Genomic DNA, 15,872 nt, shown 5'->3' with positions numbered 1-15,872 from the left:
ACCTCTCTCAATTTTTTCACTCATTGCTGTCATTAAAAAATCCGCTTAATGTCCCGGTAGAAGTTCTCATGGCTGCCCACAGTGATCAGCTCGAGGATGAGCCGGTGATCGTCATAGCTATAGGCCAGCAAGGTCAGTTGTTTGGCCATTTTGAACTTGAACACCCGCATAAAAGAAAGGTCACCTTTTTTCTGTTCCCCCAACAGCGGATCGCCCATTAACTCACGGATGGCCGCATTCAAATCCGCTTTCTGACTGGGCTTCAGCTTTTTAACGGCCTTGCGAAAGGTTGGAGTGGTGACCACTTCAATGGCTTTAGTCAAAGTGATAGGGCTCCAGTTTTCCCGCTTCCAGCTCGGCTTTGGCAATCAGTGCCTGTTTGACAAACTCATAGGGTAAATCCGGGTTATCTTCCATAATTTCACCGATCTTTGCCCAGTGCTCAATCTGCTTGGGGGTGGTGCGGTTCAATGCCTTGGCAATAATGGTGGCACGTTCCATCAGGGAAGGGTCAAGCCGTACGCTTTGGTTACTCATGACAGGGTTCCTTTACGTTTTTTTAAAATGTAGCAAGTTGCCGAAAATGTCGCAACTTGCAATATTTTAGCGTAAAATTAATGCACATCCGCATAATATCATGCATATAAGCAAGTGGTTGACAGGACGACCGACCATCTTCAATATGCATCTCGCAACGGCAAAATCCGTTGCCGGGCCTGGAAACCCGATTCTCACACAGAGCACTAAAGGCGCTCTTTAAATTTGCGCTTTTTTTGTGCTATCGCTCAGCACCTCTTTTATGGCGGGCTGGGTGGGGACGGCTTAGGCCGTGCCGATTTCTGTGTGATCGGTTTTCCAGCCCCATTCAGTTCGCCACCAATAAAGTCTGGAAACTTCTGGTGGCGATTAAAATCGCACATAGGAGGCTCTATGACTGCCTTAGTGGAAACTTTTCCAACCCCTGAAAACTGCTGACTGAGCTGAAATTTGAAAATCAGCAGATCACCTGCAGCTCTCTCGACGTTGCTAACCATTTTGATAAACAGCACAAGAACGTCTTACAGTCCATTCGCAATCTGGAATGCTCTCAAGAATTCACTGAGCTGAATTTTCAGCCCAGTGAATACACCGACCCAACCGGGAGAAAACTCGAAAGCTACAAAATCACCCGTGACGGTTTTGCTTTTCTGGCCATGGGTTTCACCGGCAAAAAAGCCGCCGCCTGGAAAGAGGCCTACATCAATGCCTTTAACCAGATGGAAAAACGGCTCCAGCATATCTTTGACCCGATGGTGATCGAATACCGCAAGGTACAGATCGGCCAGATCGAACAGCTGGTCAAGCGCATCGAGAACACCGTAAACCCCAGCCACTGGGAAATCAGCGAAATCCTCAAAGTGATGGTGCTGCAATTCTCCCGTGAGTTGCTGCTGGCCTGCCAGGACAAATTGATGCTGGAAGACCGCACCAGAGCCCTGCAGGAAGTGGGCATCTCCATTGCCCAAAAAAAGGTGGACCACCCCTCCGTGATCCTGTTCTGGGACCAGATCCGCAAGATTGGCCTGCCCCTGGTTGATCGCTCCGTGGAAAATGGCCTGATGTGCATCAGCCCCCGCTGGTATTTCCACTGGTGCAAAACCCTGGGCATGAAGCCGGTGGCCAGTGAACAGGAGCTGAATGAGACGTTTCGCCACAGTGTTGACCTGTGTTACCTGGGCAAAAAGTTCCGCAGGGGCAAAAAGCCGGAGATCTGCTGGTACTTTGCCCACTCCCTGCAATGTCAGTGGATTGCTGAACACAGGAGTCTGGGAGCTGACCATTTCAAAGCGCTATCCCGCCAGCCGGTAAAAGACAATATTGCCGAACTGCTTAACGGGGAGGACGCCTGATGCATCCGGTCAATAATGAACGCCAGGAAACGGCCAATAAAAGCACCATCACCCTGCCCCTGCACAACCTGGGGGATGAACCCATGCTGCGGGTCAGCCACAAGCATCAGGAACATGGCCAGATGGTGGTTCATGTGGAGACGCCCAAGCCGCTGTTTTTCAGCGGCCAGTGTTACGCCTACCACTGGGACTACAAAATAAGCCAGATGTTTTGTGGGGAACATTTGGATGAGTGCCTGCATCGGGCCAGGGAGTGGGCCAACTATTTGTTGACCTATGAGGAAGATCGCTGCTATTCCGTTACCGGTCCATTGATCCAGCACTAAAAGGAGCCAGGCTGCCACCGCCATGGTAGTGGCAGCCTACGCCGAGGATGGAAACGCATCATGGAAAAACACCCTCAACGCCTGATCCAGTATACCAGCCGGAACGATCTTCAGAAACTGATGGGGCTGATGCTGGCCGCTGCCAGCACCGGGGCTTTGGTGATTACCCTGCAGGATCTGGTCAGCGGACTGACTGCCACCATTCTGGCCACCGGTTCCGGTCTGGCCCTGCAGGTTTGTCTCTATCTCTTTGCCCGTCATCACAATCACCGGGTCCGTTGGTTTGCCCATGGCCTGCTGGGACTTTCGGTGCTGGTTACCGCCTGGTATATGGAAGCCACCTGGCAACAGCACCAGAGCGAACAGCTGACCCGGCAACAACAATTGGCCGGAGACCGCTTCCTGGTTAAACAGCAACAGCAACAACTGAACCAGCTGAACCAGCTGAACCAGCAAATTGAGATTCTGCTGGCCAACGCCGAACAGGACACCGGCAACCAGTACCGGGCCCGGGGGCTCAATACCCTGGATAACCTGGAAGATCTCTATCAGCGCCGAGATGCCCTGCTGGCCAATCTGCAACAACAGAACCAGGGCACTGCCACGGAGTTGAATGGCCAGCCTTTGTTTGTCCAGAATGATACGCTCCGGTTATCGCTGTTTTTGGTTTTGGCCCTGATGATCGACTTGGCCGCCATTATCGCTTTGCAGCCAGAGCCGGTTTCCCGGGAATCCCGCCCATCACTGCCGGAACCGGCAGAAAGCAGCACCGATCCGGAGCCATCCATTCTGGAGGTGATTATGGAACGGATCAGAAATGGGGATTACGGAGAGTATGTTCCGGTGAAGCAGATTGTGGAAAGTGAGCCTATCCGCCATCCGGAGCTGAAATCCGGTCTGGAGCAATTGCTGGATGAGGGAGTGATCAGCAAGGTGGGGAACCGGTATCGACACCTGGGGGTTGAACGACAGGGTGAGCTTTATTAATAGTATTTTTAAAAGTACTTTTAGGAGTACTATTATTAATTTTCAATAAACCACCACAAAAGGAGCCGCTCATGGCCAATGTTCACCCTATTCTGGCGGATTTGAGTGCAGGCATATCGGAACTGAAGCGAGATCCCATGGGCGTCATTAACGCCGGTCACGGTGAAGCGATTGCCATTCTGAACCGTAACGAACCGGTGTTTTATGCCGTACCGGCCAAACTTTACGAGGCATTGCTGGACATTGCCGATGATCTTGCGCTGGCAAAAATTGTAGAGGAACGTCAAGGGCAGAAAGAGATTCCGGTAAATATTGATGATTTATAAGAATCGGCTTGAAGAGTGAAATCAGCTTACCACTGCTCCGGCAGTTTTCTGGTGGTGTGAAACACCCGTAGTAACTGTTCAGCACCCCCACATAAATCTGGAATTTTCTGATTTTTATACCATCCTCTTAAGCACCATTTTTCCACAATATTCGCCAGCATGATTCCAGAACTACCCGCAACTATGTCGGCTGAGATTCTCTTGAAAGAGAATGCAGAGCTGCGGATGAGAGTTGCCTGTCTGGAAGAGCGATGTCGAGAATTGGAAGAAGGCTCTTATTGGATTACAGACTGTTCCCAGATTGAACCTGGCTGAAGCACTTATCATTAAAGGCTCTCAGAGCTTTGCTCGGCAATTTGCCCTCAAGCCTTACATTGCGTGGTCCACATCCAATTTTCACTGCAGAGCAGTTCGGAAATCAAATAGAGCCTTGGAAGAAAAGGTTGGCAAGAACAGTCAAAACAGCAGCAAGCCGCCATCGTCTGATGGTTATCAAAAACCTTGTAAAAACAGTAATTCTCCAGATCATTCTGACGACCTTTCCGCAGATAAAGGTACCGATCCATCGGATGAAAAACCCAATCCTAAAAGTCTGAGACAGTCTTCTGGTAATAAAGCCGGTGGAAAGAAAGGGCATCAGGGCACTTGTCTTAAACAGGTCGATATCCCTGACTATATTGAGTACCTTCCGGTTAAAGAATGCAATAAATGTCAGGCGTCTCTTCTTGATAGTGAGCCGGTCAAATATATTGAACGACAGGTGTTTGAACCAGGGAGACCGGGTGAATTTGAAGTAACGGCCCATAGAGCTGAAGTAAAAATCTGCACTTGTGGTTGTCGGAATCAGGCTGAATTCCCGGAAGGTGTTACCGCTGCCGCACAATATGGCTCAGCCACACAGGCTATGGCCGTCTATCTTAACCAATACCATTTCCTGCCTTTTAAGCGCGTGTCAGAGTATTTTAATACTCTCTATAAAATGAGTGTAAGTGCAGGCACTGTCGCCAATTTTGTGGCCAGAACCTATGAAAATCTGGCTTCTACTGAAGAGGTTATTCGTGACGCCTTGCGGGAATCGTCTGTTGCCGGAGCCGATGAAACGGGTATGCGGGCCGAGGGCTCTTTGCACTGGCTACACGTTATGCGGGATGAACAATGGACGCTCTACTACTTGTCTGAAAAGCGAGGTCGTGAGGCCATGGACACGATGGGCATACTGCTAACATTTGCAGGCGTTCTGGTTCATGATCATTGGAAATCCTATTTTGCATATGCGGCAACTCACGTACTTTGCAATGCCCATCACCTGAGGGAGCTTTTGGGTGTTGTTGATAGGGACAGCAATCAACTGGCGTTGCGATTGATGAAGCTACTGAGGCTTTCCTGGCATTACTGCAAGGGCTTTAAGACCATAGGTATGCTACAGATGCCAAGTGTTGTCTGTGAACGAATCGAGAAGATTTATGACCGGTTGCTTCAGCGGGCTCTAATGAAAGAAGTCGTCTATATGGAGAAGCAACGAGAGGAGCTTAAGCGCAAGAAAGTCAAGAATACTAAAGCTTACAATCTCTTCAAACGACTCACTGAGTTCAAGGCTGAGACACTGCGCTTCATGTCAGATTTTACCATTCCCTTCGATAACAATGGCAGTGAGCGGGATGTTCGAATGGCCAAGTTAAAGCAGAAAATCTCAGGCTGCTTCAGGAGTGCAGACGGTGGTTCTATGTTTGCACGGATTCGCAGCTATTTGTCGTCTGCCAGAAAACAGGGAATGGACATATATCAATCACTTCATAGAGCTGTTCGGAATTACTGTAATATGCCTTTGCTCAGTGCTGAATAGTTACCACCCGTAAAATCTCTATTCGCTGTTGTGTTGGTTTAACCCGATAAGGAATGATGTAACGGGTATCAGCTATCACCAGTTCACGAATGCCTGCAATGCGACCGGGCCGACCGGCAGAAGGGTTATCAGCCAATTGCATAACGGCTCTATGAATTCGCTGAACCATTTGCCGGGCTGCCTGCGGGCTTTCCCTGGCGATGTATTTTGCTTCATGATCCAGATTTGCCAGTGCCGTTTTCAGCCACTTAATTTCCACTATTAACGCCCCAGCGCCCCATGACCTCTTTCACTTCCTGATCCGTGGCAAAATCTCCATCATCAGCTTCCCTGATGGATTGTTGCAATTGAGCAACCTGCCATTCATTCAGTTCGACAAATTCCCTTATGGCCTCGGCAGCCAGAAATGACTTGGACCGGTGTGTAGCTTCGGCCAGTTTATCCAAACGTTGTTTCAAATGTTCTTCTAGCCTGACCGTCATTGTGGTTGTCATGCTGCAGCCTGTATTGTGTGATTATGTACACAATATATCACATTGCAAAAAAATAGACAGATCTGAGAACGATCACAGCATTAAGGCAGGGAAAAGCAACGTGTTAATGATTGGGTAACTTTCGGGAAAGGTAATTAACCAGGTTAACCAGAGAGTTCCTGGAGTAGCTCTCGCTGGTGATGTAATCCAGTTTCTGATTGATGGTGTTCAATGTGTTGAGAATCCGGTCATTGGTTTGATCGTCAATATCCGCAAACAGATTCAGCGGTTTTTCATTGGTGGGACCTGGGAAATCCATGGAAACATTATCCATATCCAGTGTATGCATCAATCGTCTGACAATTTCCGAATTCAGTGATCGGCCATTAGCTTTTGCCACCTTTTGCAACTCTTGTCGTAAATCCCAAGAAATCCGGATAGAGAGCTGCTTGGGTTCCAATGAGTTGTCTTTGCCCATAATAAAACCATTGTATGCAAAGTGAATTTTTTAGGTTCCTGTTAAACACTTTGTAATTTATTAGAACTATTTATAATTTTCATGGACACAAAAAAACGGCAAACATTACAAATAACTACTAAAATATACGACAGTTCATATTTTTGGGTTGGATCATCATGTTTTGTCACAAATTGGACTTCTGCCCACTGGATAAACTGATGACAGTGGTCAATGTACTGGAAATCAATGCAACCGGGTCTGGAGTCCAGATCCGCTTTACCTATCCCCAGATTTTGCTCTGGAGCGGTGATTTTTTTGGGTATGACGACCGGATTCGGATCACTGACCTGGTAGATGGTAATTCAGAGAATGTGGCTTTGGAAAACATCAAGCATAAGCTATCGACCATATACGCCTGGGAGCAAAGAAAAGCTTTTGATGGCATTGCACCAGTTATCCCGGATAATTATTCGTAATAATGGACAACAGTTGTTTTTTATCATCAGGTGACAGACACCGCACCAGTTCAACCACCGCCTTTTCCATCAGTTCTTTTGGTGGTCGTGTGTCGTGTTGATAGGCCAGACTCATGACAAAACCGGCATCACACAGCGGATTATCACAATGGCAATACAGCTCCCGTGGCGATTGGGTGATTTTTTTACTGCTGCTGATGCCGGATTTTGCACCACAATGCGGGCAGGTGATTTTCACCTGGTTCTCCCATGAATAGGCTGAACACTTAGTATAAACCGGAGATTATAATGAACAACCGTAATGATAACTGTCCAGATGAACTGGATTCAGCTTTCAAGGAAATAAACCAAATCCTTGAAAAGGATGATTTATGAAAGGAAGATAAATGAGAAAACAAGCCAGAGCACCAACACACCCCGGCATCATATTGAAAGAGATTCTGGATGAAACTGGCTGCTCCCTGGTCGATGCCGCCAGAGAAATGTCCGTTGATGCCACCGTTCTGGAACAGTTCATTCAGGGAAAAATTGACTGCACTCCAGAGCTTGCCAAAAAACTGGCAGAGCTTACCAAGACCAGTGCGGAGAGCTGGCAGAATATGCAGGATCGTTTGATTGAACATCAGAAAATGAAACAGTCTGCGGATTCATTAAATCAGTTCACGGAGGAACATGGGCTCTTTTCCGATGAATTCCGGAAATTCTGACTCTGATTTACATCCAGAAAAAACTGCTTAGTTGTTTAAATACGCTCAAATAGGGTAAATTAATCCGTTTAAAACCTTGAAACGGATAATAAAAGCCGTATACTATTCATATGAACGGAAGAGAACTTCTTAAAAAGTTAGAGAAGCTGGCAAGGTTGAGAAATGAGCAACTGCAATTACTTAAATCAAGGGGCAAGGGTTCACATGGAACGCTTTATTTCGGCTAAGTTACCGTTAATGGTTGGAAGCACCAATGTTCAGTAATTCTGCTGATCAACCGGCCAACAGTTAATTTTTTTGCTGCCGTCAGTTCTCGCCTCCAGGCCAGATAATGGGGAAGGTAACGAGTTGCAACCCCTTGGAATACGCCGCCAATCCAGCGTTTTAAATGACTGTGATAAGAATTTACAGTCTGGATGTGGTAGATGCCTTCAACAACATGTTGACCTGCTGATGTCACCAGCTCCTTGAAGACAAATCCAAGCTTGTCAGCAAGTTTTTCGTGAGCGAGGTGTGCATCCGCACAGACCGTGGCCTGTATCGATATGCGGCCATTTAAATGCCTGCACAATTCATTAGCACTTTCGTTTTCTAATACACCCGTCAACGGTATTTCGATTACGGTCCCGAGCCACCATTACCGGGACTTTTCGGGCTTTGTTGGGATCATTACCCCGCTTTCGGGTTGGCCGTGGAAGGCCTTCTCTTTGCCCTTTGAAGGATTCACGGAAAAATGTTTCATCAAGCTCAGTAATGCCACAAAGCTCTTCTGCTTGATCATTATTAATCACTTCAAGAAAGCGGTGACGCCAGCGGAACGCAGTTTTCAAGTCAATGGCATTCTCAGCAGCAGCTGGTCGCAAGACCATAGAGTGAGTCATACCTGCGAGGTACTTGTTCCATTTTTCAGGGTGCCTGAGCCTTGCCAAAGGCGTTCCACTAAAGGCGTTAAACGTTGAGTCGCAAGTCTTGCAGTGGTAGCGCTGTCGGCCATTTCGTATGCCCCAGCGACCAACGCTATGGCTTTTGCATTTGGGGCACCTGGGGTTTTCGGCAAATTGGGCAAGTATGCTCTTTTCTACGTCAGGTGTTGCATTATCGTTATTGGGTATAGATTCACTGTAAACAGGTTCAGAGTCAGTGGTTTCTACTACCTCGGTAACCTCTATTTGAGTACTAAGGAGCGAGTTGTTAAGAATGTCTCGCTGTTCACTGGTTAATGTTGAAATGGAATCAATAAAATTCTGGAAGAGTTCAGATTGCATATCACTCCCCTACAACGTAGATTTTATGGGAGTTTAGCTGATTCAACCATTAACGGTAACTTAGCCCTTTATTTCGGAGACAAGCGGACCATCATAAAAGATCTGAAAAAAGAGATTGGAAAAGGGCTTCTGGATAGCATGTTAGAAGACCTTGAAATCAATAAAGATGAGATAGAGGGGCTTTAAGCCCCTGGGAATGCAATGATGAGAATGCAATATCCGGCAACCGTAAGCCGTGATGAAGATGGCCGCTATTTAGTAAGGTTTATGGATTTTGGCTGGGGTGGAACGGATGGTGAAACCATAGATGAAGCTTTGTCAGAATCTGTGGATTGTCTTGATGAATTGATTTCCACGACCATGGAGAATAATGAATTATTACCGGTTCCCGGTGATATGCTGGCGGTAAACACCTATCCGGTAGCACCGTCTGCGCTCATTGCTGCAAAGGCAGCCATTTATTCAGAACAGAAAAGAAAACATCATAAGAAAAAGGACCTGGCCGCCCTGGTCGGCAAGGATGAAAAGTTTATCCGGACATTGCTTGATCCCCATAGTGGTTCAAAAATCCAGAGCATTGAAGCGGTTCTTAAATGCCCTGGGAAAGCGATTGGTTATCAGCATTGAGGATAATCCCGGTATCCGCCATCGTTGATAACGACTCCTATGGGAATCCATGTCATTACTGTTTGTCGGCTTCCCCACGGGAAACCGACCGACGCCGGGCAAACTCAGACTCTATCTGATGATTAGACTTGCCATGGCCAGATTTCAGTGATTCTCCTACTCGAATCCTGCGACAACCGGATAAAGTGCCTTTTAATGTTTTACCGGACTTATCCGGCTCACCCTTCTCAATTCTTGATTTTATCGCTTTAAGGATTCTACTGGCTTCAGAACTACCCAGCATTTTCAGATCATCTCTAACCTGGGGTAGATACTCTATTTCCCAGCCCACGGATTAATCCTCAAATTCTTTTAACATATCATCATGGCTAATGGTTGTTTTGCCATCAAAAGCCGTTAACCGATCCTTGGCAATGGCTTCAATCCTCAAATCTTCCAGTTCGTTTACCATGGCTTCAAACTGTTCCACACTGAGCAATACCGCTGCCGGTTCATTGTTCCGCATGACAACATATTTGTCTTGCTCACGATTACAGATCTTATCCAGGTAAAAGTTTAAATTGACGAGCCAACTGAGTGACCGGAAGTGCCTGATCAGCGGTTTCCAATAATGCAGCCATAATTTACAGCTCCTTATATCTGTTTATAATCTGATAATAGTCTGTTTTTTATCTGCTGTCATTAGCTCCCACGAAAGCTCCCACGAAAACCGTGGCAATTAGACTTACTTCAGAAAAAAAAGGGGGGGAGAAGATTCAAACCGCCGCCGGAGTCTCACCAATCAGCGCCGATTCAAAAAACGGCAGGTTAAAATCAAACTGAAACACCTCCGCCCCTAATTGCCGGTTCAGTTCCAGAAAAGGCTGAACCATGGATTTAACATCGGTTTCCAGGTAAACCTTCAGGATCTTTTCAATATCCCCAAAGCTCTGGTTCCCCTCTGGCCGGATGCCTGCAAGGGCTGGCTGCATCCCATGGCCCACAATCACATCATCCGCCGAAATATTTTTAATCCGCTGGAACTCATCCCGCTGACTGATATCACCCACCGGGATCACCTGCACCGCCTTTTCCTTACCGCCGGGAATATTGATAAACAGGGAGCGAAAGTTTCCCGCTGCCTTGCCCTCTTTCATCTTATTGATCAGCATGGCCTCGGTTTTCGGGTCCAGGTTCGGATCAGTGGTATAGAGGATATAACCGATATGACAGCCATTATGGAAATAACGCCGCCGGAACAGAGTGGCATCCTCATTCAATAGCAGTGCCTGCATGGCGCATAGCCAGTCAGGAATGCCATAAATCTGCTGTAACGTGTCATATTCCACGGTTTGCACCACTTCACCAGGCTCAAAATTCAGCGGAGAAAGCCGGTCCGGCCCCAGCCAGCAATACTGGGTCTGGCCGTTTTCCATATCGGCTTTGCGCCGCATATTGAGGGTGGGAAGATGTTGCAACCGTTGCAACCCGCCAAAACGGTTCCGAAACAACTGGAAATAACTCATGCCGAAACACTGATGTTCATAGCAGGCCGCCCGGAAATCTTTCATGCCGATGATCTCATTGGGCACAAAAAACCGGCTGATAATATTTCGCTTAAAGGTCAGGCAGCGCCCATGCTGGGCATTGGCATGGCGCATTCTGGAAAGCCCGATCAGGGAGATCGGCGGTTCATAGTAACCGGCCAGCGGGGTCATAAAGATCCCGAGATAATCCAGCAGATGGGTCAGCACCGGTTCCGGATCACCGAAGGAAAATTCCTGGGTGGTTACGGACTGCTGTTTTTTTACGCCGCTTGCTCATGGTCATCCCCGAAAACATAGCGGGACGGTCTCAGATTGCGGTAATTCAACCCTTCATTGATCAGCGTGTGCATAATGGCCCAGGCACTGTCCGCATGACCTGTCCTTTGGGATCGGTCCGCCACGTAGGTGATCTGCCCGCTGTTTGTGGTGGTGCGGTGGATCTGCATAAATCCCGCCGCTATATCACTCCAGGCACTGTCCCAGAGTATCCGACCCTGGCCGATCACTTCCTGGGCTTTCAGGACCAGCCGGGTTTTGGATTCGAGAGTGTAGTGGATCGGGGTTGCTCTTGGGTAGAATTGCTGAACCTGCTCAAAGACACCCGAGCCGGGGCCGGTCAGGTCTATCCCGATATAGTCCACCGTGTATTTTTCCGTCAGGCTGCGGATTTTCTCTGCCTGATAGAACCAGCTCTGGCCATGCATCCGGATTCGTTCCAATATCCGGAACTGCCCTCCCAGCCGTTTCGGCGGTGCAACCACCACAATACAGGCCCCGTCACGGGTTCGGGAGGGGTCATAGCCAAGCCAGACCGGTTTGCTCAGGTACGGTCTGCCGTTGTCCGGACTGAAATCCCGCCAGTCACCAATGTCAGCCAGACAAGGCTGAAGGGTGGCCAGCTGAAACAAGCTGTTACTGTCATCAATAAACTGACAGCGAAACAGCTGGTCAAACTCCTCATCGGGGTATTCCAGCTCCAGCTCCTCCAGGTCAAACAGATCACAACCGCCCGCCATGGCATCATGGAGGGTGATGATCTTACGGAATGCACCATCCGGACATATTTCACCGTTGCGGAGCTGTTTCTCCGTGGGAAACTCCGGAACTTCCTGATTCCGTTTTCTGAAACGCTCTTTGTAACGCTCACCACTCCAGAGATCATAGGCCGGATGGCTCATGGCGGACGGGGTGGAGAAATAGGTTTTCCGAAACCGTTTCTGGCTGGCCATGGCGGCAGCCACCTTGTTCAGTTTGTCAAAATCCCGGACCCAGAAATATTCATCAAAGTAAAAATTCCCGTTGTAACTCTGGGCTGTCATGGAATTGGTACTGAGAAAGTAGAGGCAGACCAGCCCGTTATCGGTCATCAGCTCGATTTTATCCCGACCCTTTAGCTCCTTATCCAACCAATCCAGAACAAACCCTTTGATATAATCCCGGAACACCTCGGCCTGGGCTCTGGAGGCAGAGATAAAAATCTGGTTCTGCCCGGTCAGCAGGGCATCCACCAACGCCTCCGCCGAAAAATAGCGGGTAAACCCGATCTGGCGGGATTTCAGCAGGTTCCGGACCCTGGAATCTCTGAAACCATAGAGATCAAACTGGTAATCAAACTGGCTATTGCGAAACGCCTCCATCAGCAGTCCCTCATCCAATCCGGTGAAATCATTGGCGGATTTTCGCTGGGTTTTGCGGGGACGTTTCTTTGTTTCATCCTTTGCAACCGCTGCAACCTGCCGGTTCTGCTCCCGTTGTTCCAGTTTTTCCAGCCGCTCCAGGACACCGGTCAGCAGTTCAATTTCTGCCAGCTCCTCCGCTGTTTTACTCCCTTTTACCAACAGAGCGGTAAGCCGCTGTTCCGTCACTTCCCTGGGACTGCCCTCAGTGCGGAGGCGATCCCAACCGAACTGGTCAATCCAGCGATAAACCGTGGCCCTGGTGATGTCCAGTTCCCGGGCAATATCGGTCACAGTGCGCCGCTGAATATAGAGCGCCCTTGCCTGTTCAATGGAGGTTTTGTCGTTTGCCATAAACGCAGAGAGTAATGGACAGCCATTGACTGCCCCGCATTATCGATCCTGAACATTCCTGAAATGGCGTTTCAGGAATGTTCAGGAACAAAACCCGCCGAAACTCTCCCGGATTTGAGCTAATACAGGCTTATTCCATTTTTTTCCATGGGGTTTTCCTATGGCCGCACCCATGCAACTGACCACCGACTGGATCACCATCGGCACCTCCGGCCCCACTGTGGACGGACGGAACATCAGTGAACAGATGCTGCTGGATGCCGCTGAGAGCTATGATCCGGAGGAGTACACCGCCGTGATCAGTTCTGACCATATGCTCTGGTGGTTTGGCAATTTCGGGGAGGTCTGCAAAGTCAGAACCACCACGGACAAGAAAGGCCGGACTGCCCTGCAGGCCCAGATCCATCCTAACCGACGACTGATTGAGATGAACGCCCAGGGTCAGAGGCTGCATACCTCTATGGAGCTGGACACCAATTTTGCCGGAACCGGCAAAACCTATCTGATGGGGCTGGCGGTGACCGATGAACCCGCCAGCCTGGGCACCAGTGCCCTGAAGTTCTCACGCAAAGATGACAGTAACCCGCTGATGATCGGTGAGTCTGTGGAGCAGGAGACCTTTAAATTTTCCAGGGCCGGGGAGCATGAGCAAACCGGGGCCAGAGATCCCTCCGAATCTTTTTTTAAAACCCTGTTTCAGAGGCTCGGTTCTGAACTGAAAAGCTCTGAAACCTCACCACAAGAGGTGGAAGAAATGACAGACGAACAGTTCAAGGCCCTGAAAGAGCTGCAGGAAAAACAGCTGGCCGCCACTGAAAACCTGGCCTCACTGCTGCAAAAATCCGGTGGTAATGAGGAGCAGGAACACGAGAAAAAAGAGTCACAGGAACAGAGTGGAGATGGCAACGAGGACGAGATTCGCAATTTTATGAACACCGTCACCGAACAGCTGACAACATTTGGGGAACAACTGGAAAAAGCCACCGCCGGGCAGCCGGGCACAAAGGTTCCAGCCAATACCGGGGCCGGTGCTGAGGCCACCTTTGTGTAATGAGTTTTCAGACTCACTGGAGTGAAACACCATGAAAGAGATCACCCGGCAGAAATTCTCCAAACTTCAGGAAGCCATGGGCAAAGCCTACGGAGTGAAATCCACCCGGAACGGTTTTGCGGTTTCCGAACCCATGGAGACCCGGCTCAATACCGCTATTCAGGACTCCAGTGAATTTCTGCAACGTATTTCCATGATCCCGGTCACTGACCGTAAAGGGCAAGCGGTAAAAATCGGGATTTACAGCCCACTGGCCAAGCGCACCAATGTTAGCAACAAGGACCGCACCACAACCCCCATGAGCCCACCGGATGGTCTGGAGTATGAATGCAAGCTGACGGAGTTTGATGTCTCTTTCAGCTATGACCTGCTCGACGCCTGGGCCCGCTACGACAATTTTATGGAACTGTATATGCAGCAGGTTTACCGCCGGATCGCCCTGGACCGGATTCTGGTAGGCTGGCATGGTGACGCCATCGCTCCGGAGACGAATTCCACAACCAATCCTAACCTGGAGGACGTGAACAAAGGCTGGCTCCATCTGCTGAAAGCCAATAAGGCAGAACATTATCTGACCGAATCCAGCACCGGTTCCGGCAAAATCACCCTGGGAGAAAGCGGTGATTATAAGAACCTCGATGCCCTGGTTTATGACGTTTACAACCTGATCGACGACGCCCAGCGCACCGGGAGCGAGGTGGCCATTGTGGGCCGCCATCTGATCGCCAACGATATGGGCAAAGCCCTGGCAAAATTTGCCCAGCAGCCCACCGAAAAAGCCCAGGTGATGGTTCTGGATAAAGCCTATGGCGGTTTACCCTCCATCACGGTTCCCGGTTTCCCGGATAACGGGGTATTGGTTACCGATACCGAAAACCTCTCTCTGTATTACCAGGAAGGCAAAACCCGGAGACAGATGGCGGACTATCCCAAGCGGAACCGGGTGGAAGATTTTATCAGCTCAAATGATGCCTACATGATTGCAAACTTTGATGGCATCGCCGGAATTGAGGCGGCCAATGTGGAACTGGTAAACGGTACTCCAAAAGCAAAGGCCGAAGTTCCCACCAAGCCTGAAGCCCATCCCGGAGCCTGACAATGACCTCCATAGCCCTCCAGTTCAAGGAGACCATGAAGGCCAAACAGGCCACAGCACAACAGGACAAACTGGCAGAAAGTTACGAAGCCGAGAGCATCCGCCAGACTGCGGAAGATTATGAGCAGTTCCAGCTATTGGTCAACGCCCTGGAACAGGATCAGAAAAAGCTCTCTGGCCTGGCTCCCGGCGACAAAGACAAACTCCGGGAAAAAGAGCTGATCCCCAAATACCTTCCCATTGCCGAGGATTATCTGGCCTCCGGTGACAGTTACCGCAATCCGATTCTGGTGGAAGTGATTATTATGCTGATGGACGTCGGCAATATACCCAAAGCCCTGGAGTTGGCTTACCCGGCTTTGGAACAGAAACAGCCCATGCCCCAGCGGTTCAAAAAGGTCAATCTGCCCACCTTTGTCTGTGACAACGTGCTGGTCTGGGCCAATGCTGAGCTGGCCAGAGGGAAAGAAGTTGAACCCTGGTTCAGCAAGACCTTTGAAACCTTGCTGGAAGATAACTGGAAAGTTCCCCGGGAAGTAGTGGCGAAATTTCATAAGGTTTCCGGGGATATTGAGATGAAAAACAACCGGCTGGAACACGCTCTGGAGCATTTTGTCCGGGCTACCGAGATCGACCCTGCCGGGGCCAAATGTTCCACCAAAATCAACCAGCTGAGAAAGAAACTGGATAAACAGGATTAAGGCTTCTCAGCAACCGCACTCCGGGCAGGCTGAAGAAATAACAGTTTTCTTGCATGGTCTGTTTTTCTTCAGTCCTGACCCGGTTCTAA

At 49.2% G+C, this 15,872-nt stretch carries 24 protein-coding genes and 2 pseudogenes; 14 read left to right on the top strand and 12 right to left on the bottom strand.

The features are described from left to right. Nucleotides 1-32: 32 nt before the first annotated feature. Complete coding sequence (locus MJO57_RS14030; protein ID WP_252026179.1) at nt 33-323, bottom strand: type II toxin-antitoxin system RelE/ParE family toxin; 291 nt, start codon at nt 321-323, stop codon at nt 33-35. Next, nucleotides 316-537, bottom strand: a complete 222-nt coding sequence (locus tag MJO57_RS14025; RefSeq protein ID WP_252026177.1) for a ParD-like family protein — start codon at nt 535-537, stop codon at nt 316-318. The genes MJO57_RS14030 and MJO57_RS14025 overlap by 8 nt, the downstream gene beginning before the upstream one ends. Before the next feature lie 431 nt (nt 538-968). Here MJO57_RS14025 and MJO57_RS14020 point away from each other — a divergent pair. The 5 genes and pseudogenes from MJO57_RS14020 to MJO57_RS14000 all read left to right on the top strand — a co-directional run. Next, nucleotides 969-1,217: pseudogene (locus MJO57_RS14020) on the top strand (Rha family transcriptional regulator); the annotation flags it as partial. 39 nt (nt 1,218-1,256) lie between these two features. Further along, on the top strand, nt 1,257-1,889 hold the full coding sequence (locus MJO57_RS14015) for a hypothetical protein (protein ID WP_252026176.1): 633 nt from the start codon (nt 1,257-1,259) through the stop codon (nt 1,887-1,889). Then, complete coding sequence (locus MJO57_RS14010) at nt 1,889-2,215, top strand: hypothetical protein (RefSeq protein ID WP_252026174.1); 327 nt, start codon at nt 1,889-1,891, stop codon at nt 2,213-2,215. Before MJO57_RS14015 ends, MJO57_RS14010 begins: the two co-directional genes overlap by 1 nt. A gap of 60 nt (nt 2,216-2,275) precedes the next feature. Then, nucleotides 2,276-3,202, top strand: coding sequence for a hypothetical protein (locus MJO57_RS14005; RefSeq protein ID WP_252026172.1), 927 nt, complete (start codon nt 2,276-2,278; stop codon nt 3,200-3,202). Nucleotides 3,203-3,273: 71 nt separating this feature from the next. Beyond that, complete coding sequence (locus MJO57_RS14000; protein WP_252026170.1) at nt 3,274-3,528, top strand: type II toxin-antitoxin system Phd/YefM family antitoxin; 255 nt, start codon at nt 3,274-3,276, stop codon at nt 3,526-3,528. 26 nt (nt 3,529-3,554) lie between these two features. Here MJO57_RS14000 and MJO57_RS32775 read toward each other — a convergent pair whose 3' ends face one another. Further along, the gene (locus MJO57_RS32775; RefSeq protein ID WP_256493296.1) at nt 3,555-3,689 is read right to left on the bottom strand and encodes a hypothetical protein; all 135 of its coding nucleotides are present in this window, start codon (nt 3,687-3,689) and stop codon (nt 3,555-3,557) included. Here MJO57_RS32775 and MJO57_RS13995 point away from each other — a divergent pair. Next, nucleotides 3,688-3,843: a hypothetical protein gene (locus MJO57_RS13995; RefSeq protein WP_252026168.1), complete on the top strand. Its 156-nt coding sequence runs from the start codon at nt 3,688-3,690 to the stop codon at nt 3,841-3,843. The two genes, MJO57_RS32775 and MJO57_RS13995, sit on opposite strands and share 2 nt — an antisense overlap. Nucleotides 3,844-3,958: 115 nt before the next feature. Then, complete coding sequence (locus MJO57_RS13990) at nt 3,959-5,371, top strand: IS66 family transposase (protein ID WP_252026166.1); 1,413 nt, start codon at nt 3,959-3,961, stop codon at nt 5,369-5,371. On the opposite strand, the gene MJO57_RS13985 is transcribed toward MJO57_RS13990, so the two are convergent. The 3 genes from MJO57_RS13985 to MJO57_RS13975 form a co-directional block, all read right to left on the bottom strand. Next, a complete protein-coding gene (locus MJO57_RS13985; protein ID WP_252026164.1) occupies nt 5,358-5,630 on the bottom strand; it encodes a type II toxin-antitoxin system RelE/ParE family toxin in 273 nt (90 codons plus the stop codon). The two genes, MJO57_RS13990 and MJO57_RS13985, sit on opposite strands and share 14 nt — an antisense overlap. Further along, entirely contained in the window at nt 5,620-5,865 is a 246-nt protein-coding gene (locus MJO57_RS13980; RefSeq protein WP_252026162.1) for a CopG family ribbon-helix-helix protein, read from the bottom strand. The genes MJO57_RS13985 and MJO57_RS13980 overlap by 11 nt, the downstream gene beginning before the upstream one ends. 103 nt (nt 5,866-5,968) lie before the next feature. After that, complete coding sequence (locus MJO57_RS13975) at nt 5,969-6,322, bottom strand: Arc family DNA-binding protein (RefSeq protein ID WP_252026160.1); 354 nt, start codon at nt 6,320-6,322, stop codon at nt 5,969-5,971. Between the two features lie 200 nt (nt 6,323-6,522). Between MJO57_RS13975 and MJO57_RS13970 the strand changes: the two genes are divergently transcribed. Further along, nucleotides 6,523-6,780, top strand: coding sequence for a hypothetical protein (locus tag MJO57_RS13970; RefSeq protein ID WP_252026158.1), 258 nt, complete (start codon nt 6,523-6,525; stop codon nt 6,778-6,780). Here the strand turns inward: MJO57_RS13970 and MJO57_RS13965 are convergent. Continuing rightward, nucleotides 6,758-7,018, bottom strand: coding sequence for an ogr/Delta-like zinc finger family protein (locus MJO57_RS13965; protein ID WP_252026156.1), 261 nt, complete (start codon nt 7,016-7,018; stop codon nt 6,758-6,760). The two genes, MJO57_RS13970 and MJO57_RS13965, sit on opposite strands and share 23 nt — an antisense overlap. Nucleotides 7,019-7,166: 148 nt before the next feature. Here MJO57_RS13965 and MJO57_RS13960 point away from each other — a divergent pair, with 148 nt between their 5' ends. Then, the gene (locus tag MJO57_RS13960) at nt 7,167-7,487 is read left to right on the top strand and encodes a HigA family addiction module antitoxin (protein ID WP_252026154.1); all 321 of its coding nucleotides are present in this window, start codon (nt 7,167-7,169) and stop codon (nt 7,485-7,487) included. A gap of 223 nt (nt 7,488-7,710) precedes the next feature. On the opposite strand, the pseudogene MJO57_RS13955 reads toward MJO57_RS13960, so the two are convergent. Then, nucleotides 7,711-8,752 (bottom strand): annotated as a pseudogene (locus MJO57_RS13955) (IS1595 family transposase). On the opposite strand from MJO57_RS13955, the gene MJO57_RS13950 reads away from it, so the two are divergent. Beyond that, nucleotides 8,747-8,938 (top strand): hypothetical protein, encoded by a 192-nt coding sequence (locus tag MJO57_RS13950; protein ID WP_252026152.1) that lies wholly within the window; start codon nt 8,747-8,749, stop codon nt 8,936-8,938. The pseudogene MJO57_RS13955 and the gene MJO57_RS13950 overlap by 6 nt on opposite strands. 24 nt (nt 8,939-8,962) lie before the next feature. Further along, on the top strand, nt 8,963-9,379 hold the full coding sequence (locus MJO57_RS13945; RefSeq protein WP_252026150.1) for a type II toxin-antitoxin system HicB family antitoxin: 417 nt from the start codon (nt 8,963-8,965) through the stop codon (nt 9,377-9,379). A 55-nt stretch (nt 9,380-9,434) separates the two neighbouring features. Here MJO57_RS13945 and MJO57_RS13940 read toward each other — a convergent pair whose 3' ends face one another. The 4 genes from MJO57_RS13940 to MJO57_RS13925 form a co-directional block, all read right to left on the bottom strand. Beyond that, nucleotides 9,435-9,662 (bottom strand): type II toxin-antitoxin system RelE/ParE family toxin, encoded by a 228-nt coding sequence (locus MJO57_RS13940; protein ID WP_252026148.1) that lies wholly within the window; start codon nt 9,660-9,662, stop codon nt 9,435-9,437. A 51-nt stretch (nt 9,663-9,713) separates the two neighbouring features. Further along, a complete protein-coding gene (locus MJO57_RS13935; RefSeq protein WP_256493345.1) occupies nt 9,714-9,917 on the bottom strand; it encodes a type II toxin-antitoxin system prevent-host-death family antitoxin in 204 nt (67 codons plus the stop codon). 217 nt (nt 9,918-10,134) lie between these two features. Further along, nucleotides 10,135-11,112 carry a phage portal protein gene (locus tag MJO57_RS13930; protein WP_252026144.1) on the bottom strand — a complete coding sequence of 326 codons (978 nt, stop codon included), beginning with the start codon at nt 11,110-11,112 and terminating at the stop codon, nt 10,135-10,137. Nucleotides 11,113-11,165: 53 nt separating this feature from the next. Further along, nucleotides 11,166-12,935, bottom strand: coding sequence for a terminase large subunit domain-containing protein (locus tag MJO57_RS13925; RefSeq protein ID WP_252026143.1), 1,770 nt, complete (start codon nt 12,933-12,935; stop codon nt 11,166-11,168). Nucleotides 12,936-13,095: 160 nt separating this feature from the next. Between MJO57_RS13925 and MJO57_RS13920 the strand changes: the two genes are divergently transcribed. Genes MJO57_RS13920 through gpM form a run of 3 tightly spaced genes read left to right on the top strand, consistent with a single transcriptional unit; the run spans nt 13,096 to nt 15,783 of the window. Continuing rightward, a complete protein-coding gene (locus MJO57_RS13920) occupies nt 13,096-13,986 on the top strand; it encodes a GPO family capsid scaffolding protein (RefSeq protein ID WP_252026141.1) in 891 nt (296 codons plus the stop codon). A gap of 31 nt (nt 13,987-14,017) precedes the next feature. Beyond that, entirely contained in the window at nt 14,018-15,082 is a 1,065-nt protein-coding gene (locus MJO57_RS13915) for a phage major capsid protein, P2 family (protein WP_252026139.1), read from the top strand. A gap of 35 nt (nt 15,083-15,117) precedes the next feature. Continuing rightward, nucleotides 15,118-15,783 (top strand): phage terminase small subunit, encoded by a 666-nt coding sequence (gene gpM, locus MJO57_RS13910; protein WP_252026137.1) that lies wholly within the window; start codon nt 15,118-15,120, stop codon nt 15,781-15,783. The last annotated feature ends 89 nt before the right edge of the window (nt 15,784-15,872 follow it).

The organism is Endozoicomonas sp. SCSIO W0465 (assembly GCF_023716865.1).
GTDB lineage: Bacteria > Pseudomonadota > Gammaproteobacteria > Pseudomonadales > Endozoicomonadaceae > Endozoicomonas.
The sequence above is the reverse complement of the archived record's forward strand: the minus strand, read 5'-3'. Positions and strand labels throughout refer to the sequence as shown.